The sequence below is a fragment of the Moritella viscosa genome (assembly GCF_900120065.1).
Classification (GTDB): Bacteria; Pseudomonadota; Gammaproteobacteria; order Enterobacterales; family Moritellaceae; genus Moritella; species Moritella viscosa.
This window is the reverse complement of record NZ_FPLG01000071.1, coordinates 1-5,361: the sequence shown is the minus strand read 5'-3', so window position 1 is coordinate 5,361 and position 5,361 is coordinate 1. Positions and strand designations below refer to the sequence as shown.

4 protein-coding genes are annotated in these 5,361 nt (G+C 38.2%); all 4 read left to right on the top strand.

Going from position 1 to position 5,361, the window contains the following annotated elements; genetic code table 11:
- The coding region (locus tag BT797_RS10160) for a substrate-binding domain-containing protein (protein ID WP_175545656.1) at positions 1 to 426 on the top strand (426 nt) is incomplete at its 5' end.
- Positions 427 to 1,670: 1,244 nt separating this feature from the next.
- Positions 1,671 to 2,009, top strand: a complete 339-nt coding sequence (locus BT797_RS24095) for a hypothetical protein (protein WP_075471949.1) — start codon at positions 1,671 to 1,673, stop codon at positions 2,007 to 2,009.
- Between the two features lie 112 nt (positions 2,010 to 2,121).
- Positions 2,122 to 4,869, top strand: coding sequence for an immune inhibitor A domain-containing protein (locus BT797_RS10150; protein ID WP_075471947.1), 2,748 nt, complete (start codon positions 2,122 to 2,124; stop codon positions 4,867 to 4,869).
- Between the two features lie 167 nt (positions 4,870 to 5,036).
- On the top strand, positions 5,037 to 5,333 hold the full coding sequence (locus BT797_RS10145; protein WP_045111696.1) for a hypothetical protein: 297 nt from the start codon (positions 5,037 to 5,039) through the stop codon (positions 5,331 to 5,333).
- Positions 5,334 to 5,361 lie beyond the last annotated feature (28 nt).

The window sequence follows — 5,361 nt, the reverse complement described above, 5'->3', positions numbered from 1 at the left end:
CGACGTTTTGCTGGTTTTACCCAAGCAATGGAAGAAGCGGGTTTAGCCATTAACCCGAAATGGATTACAGCGGGTGACTTTGAATGTGAAGGTGGTGAAAAAGCCTTTGCCGAAATGTATGGTAACGGACCACTACCATCCGCTTTATTTGTGTGTAATGACATGATGGCGATGAGTGTAATAAATAGCGCAAGTAAAAAGGGTATTTCAGTACCCGGAGACTTGTCTATTATCGGCTACGATGATATTAAACTCGCTAAATATATTACCCCCTCATTAACGACTATTCACCAGCCTAAACATCGCTTAGGGCAAAAAGCAGTAGATATGTTGCTCGAACAAATTAATTCAAAGACTGAAAGTAACCTGATTATTGAATTAGAGCCTACCCTTATCGAACGAGATAGTGTTAAAGCATTAAATTAGTGGATAACGATTTTATTGAATCGTTGATATAGAGATTGTAATTCAGCTGGATACCACTGTGCTCATCTATAAATGCAACATAATATTCCACTTTATCTCATAAACTGCAATTTCAATCGGTAGTTTAATGTCACTATTGTATGGGGTTTCACTATCGCGTAAATTACGATTAAATTTTGATTTTAAAGTGTTTATTCTAATTGATAATGTTTAAAATTAAAGAGTAATTGTGATGAGTTTTCTATAATTCACTCACTCTTACAATCAAGGATTTATAAGCTGTTACCTTGGTAGTTGGAGGCTATTGTTATTACGTTAGTTATCCGTTGTACGGTTTTATAGCGTAGTGCATTTTTAAAGAGGGATGAAAGATGAAGTGTTGTGAAAATGCGATAGTGAAAAGAGTGAATCGAAATTGGTTTGAAAAATTATTTTATAGCAGCATTCATAAATGTAATCACTGCGGTAAGGTGTTTAAACTTAAAGCGGGCTAAGTATTATTAAAAACAAAGATTAGAGAATAACAGTTTAATAATAACAACGAACTGAGAGGCTGTTTATGAAGGTCATATAGAGCTCAGGCTTAATTCGATCAATTATTGATATTCGCTTTCTGCATCCCATCTAAATTCAATCATTCTTGTTCATACACTATGTTATAAGCGACATCAGTTGCTTTTGATTTCAAGCTTTCATCAAATCCTATTATTACTAAGTTTGAAAAAACATACATACCAATACAAATATAATCGATAGAAAATTTTCATTATTTAACCTTTTAATATACCTACACCTATTCACGAGCATTAAAGCATGTATCAATGCAGGAAAAAATATTATTACAAGACCTTATTTTAGTGTAACCAACCTATAATTAACTCGCTTGTTATTTTGTTACATCGTTAAAATTCAGTCATATCAGCCACAATTGCTTTTCATCCCTCTTATTTTTAAATACTCCATGTTTTACTGATGATGCTCAAGCGGAAAATTTATATTTCCGATATATGATATTACCTATGAATATAGAATAACTACTTAATAATCAATCTGTTTATAGTGTGTTTATTATTGCATCCTTATGAATTTCAGTTATAAAAATATCAAAAGTGTGAGGTAGGTACGAATTGTTCCTATTACTTTAGGACTACCTCTCAAGTTTGGTTTATTTATTTTGCAATAAATTCCATTAGTAATAACTTAATGCAACCTTTACAAATAATTTACAAAACAAGAGTGGTTAAATGAAAATAGTCTTTTGTTTGGCAATGTCGCTTATTAGTTATTTAGTGTTTGCTTCTGTTCCTGCAGATGAAAATGAAAGGTTACTCGGTTCTTTAATTGCCCGAGGTGTCATTTGCGAAGGCCTTAATCGTGATCAGCAACAAAAGGCTTTGGCAATATATTTACAGCGTAAACAGCGTCATAGCAGCATGAATAAACCGAGTGATGTAAAGCATTCAGTGTATTCCGACAATGATGCTCCTAACGTCAATACTGCTAACGGCTTACATGCAGGAATGCCTAATTCGGAACCTGAAAATTCGAATAAAACAAATGCCTGCATTCTACCGCCCGAATGATCCAGATTGAGAATGCTCATAAGGAATCAATCAACATGTTTGCTGAATCTTTATGAATAGGTTCCGCGGAATGTAGTGATATTAAAATGGAAAATAATAACAAGGAAATATAATGAAAAAACTCAAATATACATTGGTTGCGACTGCGATCATCAGTTTACTTAGTGTAAATGCAGCGCATGCAAAAACACCGGTAGACTTAGGGGTAGTTAATGAGGATAAGCTGGCCGAAATGCTGGTTCGCAGAGGATTACTTGATGAGTTTGCGTCATTACAGGAAAGGTCAGATGCAGTAAAAAACTATCTAGATCATAAGATAAAACATGGGTTTAGTGGTGATGCTCAATTTGGTAAGCAAGCCAAACTTCACCAAAGTCGCATTATTAATGTTATCGAGAAACAACAGGGATTCAAAAAATCGAGTGTCTTTGCGCTGGACGTTACGAATAAACGTACCGATAAAGTGTTGGCCCTTTTAGTCGATTTCCCCGATCTTCCATGGGATGATAACAAGCTGACTGAAGAGCATACTTCGATGCTTTACCCTAGCTACTCACCTTCGCATTATCAGAGCCTGCTATTTTCAGATACTGGTTATACCGGTCCGAAAGGCAACAATTTAATCTCCATGCGTCAATATTACGAGCAAGAATCAGGAGATAGTTACAGTGTTTCTGGCCAAGCCAAAGGTTGGTATCGAGCGGAAAACAATGCTGCTTATTACGGTGGTAACACAGCCACTACCGACAATGATAAAAATGCCCAAGCGTTAGTACGTGAGGCACTAGCACAGCTTGCTAAAGATCCGAGTGTGAACTTAGCTGACTATGATATCGAAGATCGTTATGACTTTGACGGTGACGGTAACTTCCGTGAACCCGATGGTGTTATCGATCATCTCATGATATTCCATGCCTCTGTTGGTGAAGAAGCTGGTGGTGGTGTACTCGGTCCCGATGCGATTTGGTCACACCGCTTTAATTTGGGTCAGCCATATGTGCTTGAAGGTACGACTAGCTCTGTACCGGAACAATTCAATGGTAACTATGCAGCGTTTGATTATACGATCCAACCAATTGACGCTGCGGCAGGGGTTTGTGCGCACGAATACGGTCACGATTTAGGCCTGCCTGATGAGTATGATACTCAGTATACTGGCGCTGGCGAACCTGTTTCTTACTGGTCAATCATGTCTTCTGGTAGTTGGGCTGGTAAAATTGGTGGAACTCAACCAACAGCATTCAGTTCATGGGCTAAAACCTTCTTGCAAAACGCAATTGGTGGCCGCTGGATCAATGACGAACGGTTATCTATTGAAGAGCTAAAAGAGAAAGATTTATTCTTTACCTTGTTCCAAACTACAGATAACGATCGCCCTAACATGGTTCGTATTGACTTACCGATGAAGAAAAGCGAAGGATTAAAACCGTTCGAAGGGACTGCTCAGTTCCATTCCGAACAAGGTGATGGTCTGAACAATTCGATGAGCAGAAGCTTAGATATTCCAGCTGGAAATGACGTTAAACTGGTATTTAAAGCTTGGTATCAAATAGAAAAGGATTATGACTTTGCCCGTGTGCTAATTAACGGTAAACCAATCTCAGGTAATATTACGACGCTGGACGATCCGCTTAATACTGGTTTAGCACCGGCGATTGGTGGTGAATCTGATGGTTGGATCGATGCTGAATTTGATCTGTCGGCTTACGCTGGACAAACTGTCACGCTTGGTTTTGATTACATCACGGATGGTGGTCTGGCAATGAAAGGACTGTTCCTTGATAATATTGCTCTGATTAGTGATGGTGAACGTACGCTGGTTGATGATGCTGAATCAACATCGACATTTGCTCTTGATGGCTTTAAGAGCAACACTGGTTTCTACGAGTCTAACCACTATTACTTACTGCAATGGCGTAGTCATAACGACGTTGATGAAGGCTTAAACAATATTAAACGTATGGGTCAGCTAGTGACTTTCGAACCTGGACTGATTATTTGGTACGTTGATGATTCATTTAAGGATAACGCGGTAGGTAAACATCCTGGTCAAGGTTGGCTTGGTATTTTAGATGCTGATCAGAACGCGCTATTATGGGCGGATACTGGCCTCCCTGCACAAACTCGTTTTCAAGTTCGTGATGCCGCTTTCTCGTTACATGATCAAACTGAATTTAGTTTGACTGCTCGTGATGGCAATGTACTGGAAGACAGTAATCTTACTGCCAATGGTCATTTTGATGATAGTCAAGACTATAGCTTACCAGAAGCGCCAGATTCAGGGCGTATTGTGACAGAATATGGTCTCGTTATCGATGTTCTGAAGCAGGCTGAAAACAACGAATATGGTGTTCTAAAAGTTTCTTATTCGGAGGCGCCAAATGTTGCACCTCAAGCTGTATTTGACTTTGTTGTTGACGGACTTGAGGTTACAGCCACAAACAGAAGTTCTGATAGTGATGGTCAGATTGCTAAATATCTATGGGATTTTGGCAATGGACAGATCAGTGATGAAAGCTCTCCAGTATGGCAGTACACTGAAAGCGGCAGTTACACGGTAACCCTGACGGTAACAGATAACGATGGTGTAACAGCCACAGTATCAGAGACAATTGACGTTGTTGCTCCAAATGTTGAACCTAAAGTCGATGCGAAATACATTCACTTAGGTCGTCTGGTGACATTATGGTCAACCAGTACTGACAGTGATGGTCGTATTGTTGATACCGAATGGCAATTACCGAATGGTAAGACTAAGCGTACGACAATGTTTCCTTCATACGGTCACCATGTTGTGACATTGAAGGTAATCGATGATGATGGTGCTGTTATCAGCAAGGTTATTAACGTTAAAATATAAATGTCATAAAAATGAATCAAAGCGCCCTCTTGGGGCGCTTTTTAGTTTCTTAAACCTCTCGAGTAAATGTAATACGAACATATATTTACTATATGAAATGCTAATTTATCCGCTCTGTTTTTCCTGTTAATGTACCAATTCAATTTAGCTAATTTAAGGACGAGTTTGTGCAGTCAAAATTTCTATGGATATTTTTTATCATATCAATTTCATTTTCATCACTCTCTTATGCAAAAGATTTTTTTCGTGTTAGTGGTGGTGATCTGTTGATTAGTAACAATGGCATGACACATTCAGAAGTAGTGGAAATAATTAATAACGAAAAGTCATTCAAACGAATTTCATATAATCGTTATATTTTGAATGCGTCTGTGGGTGGTGAATTTGAAGTGAAGTTAACATTTAAGGGCGGAAAGTTAACTGGAATTAAGTCTAAGCAGATGGGACGAGTGGACTACCATTAGCAACTCTTGTATCTAAAGATACTGCTTA

Coding starts and splice junctions, on each gene's coding strand:
- BT797_RS24095 (WP_075471949.1), top strand. CDS start 1,671: ATGAAAATAGTCTTTTGTTTGGCAATGTCGCTTATTAGTTATTTAGTG.
- BT797_RS10150 (WP_075471947.1), top strand. CDS start 2,122: ATGAAAAAACTCAAATATACATTGGTTGCGACTGCGATCATCAGTTTA.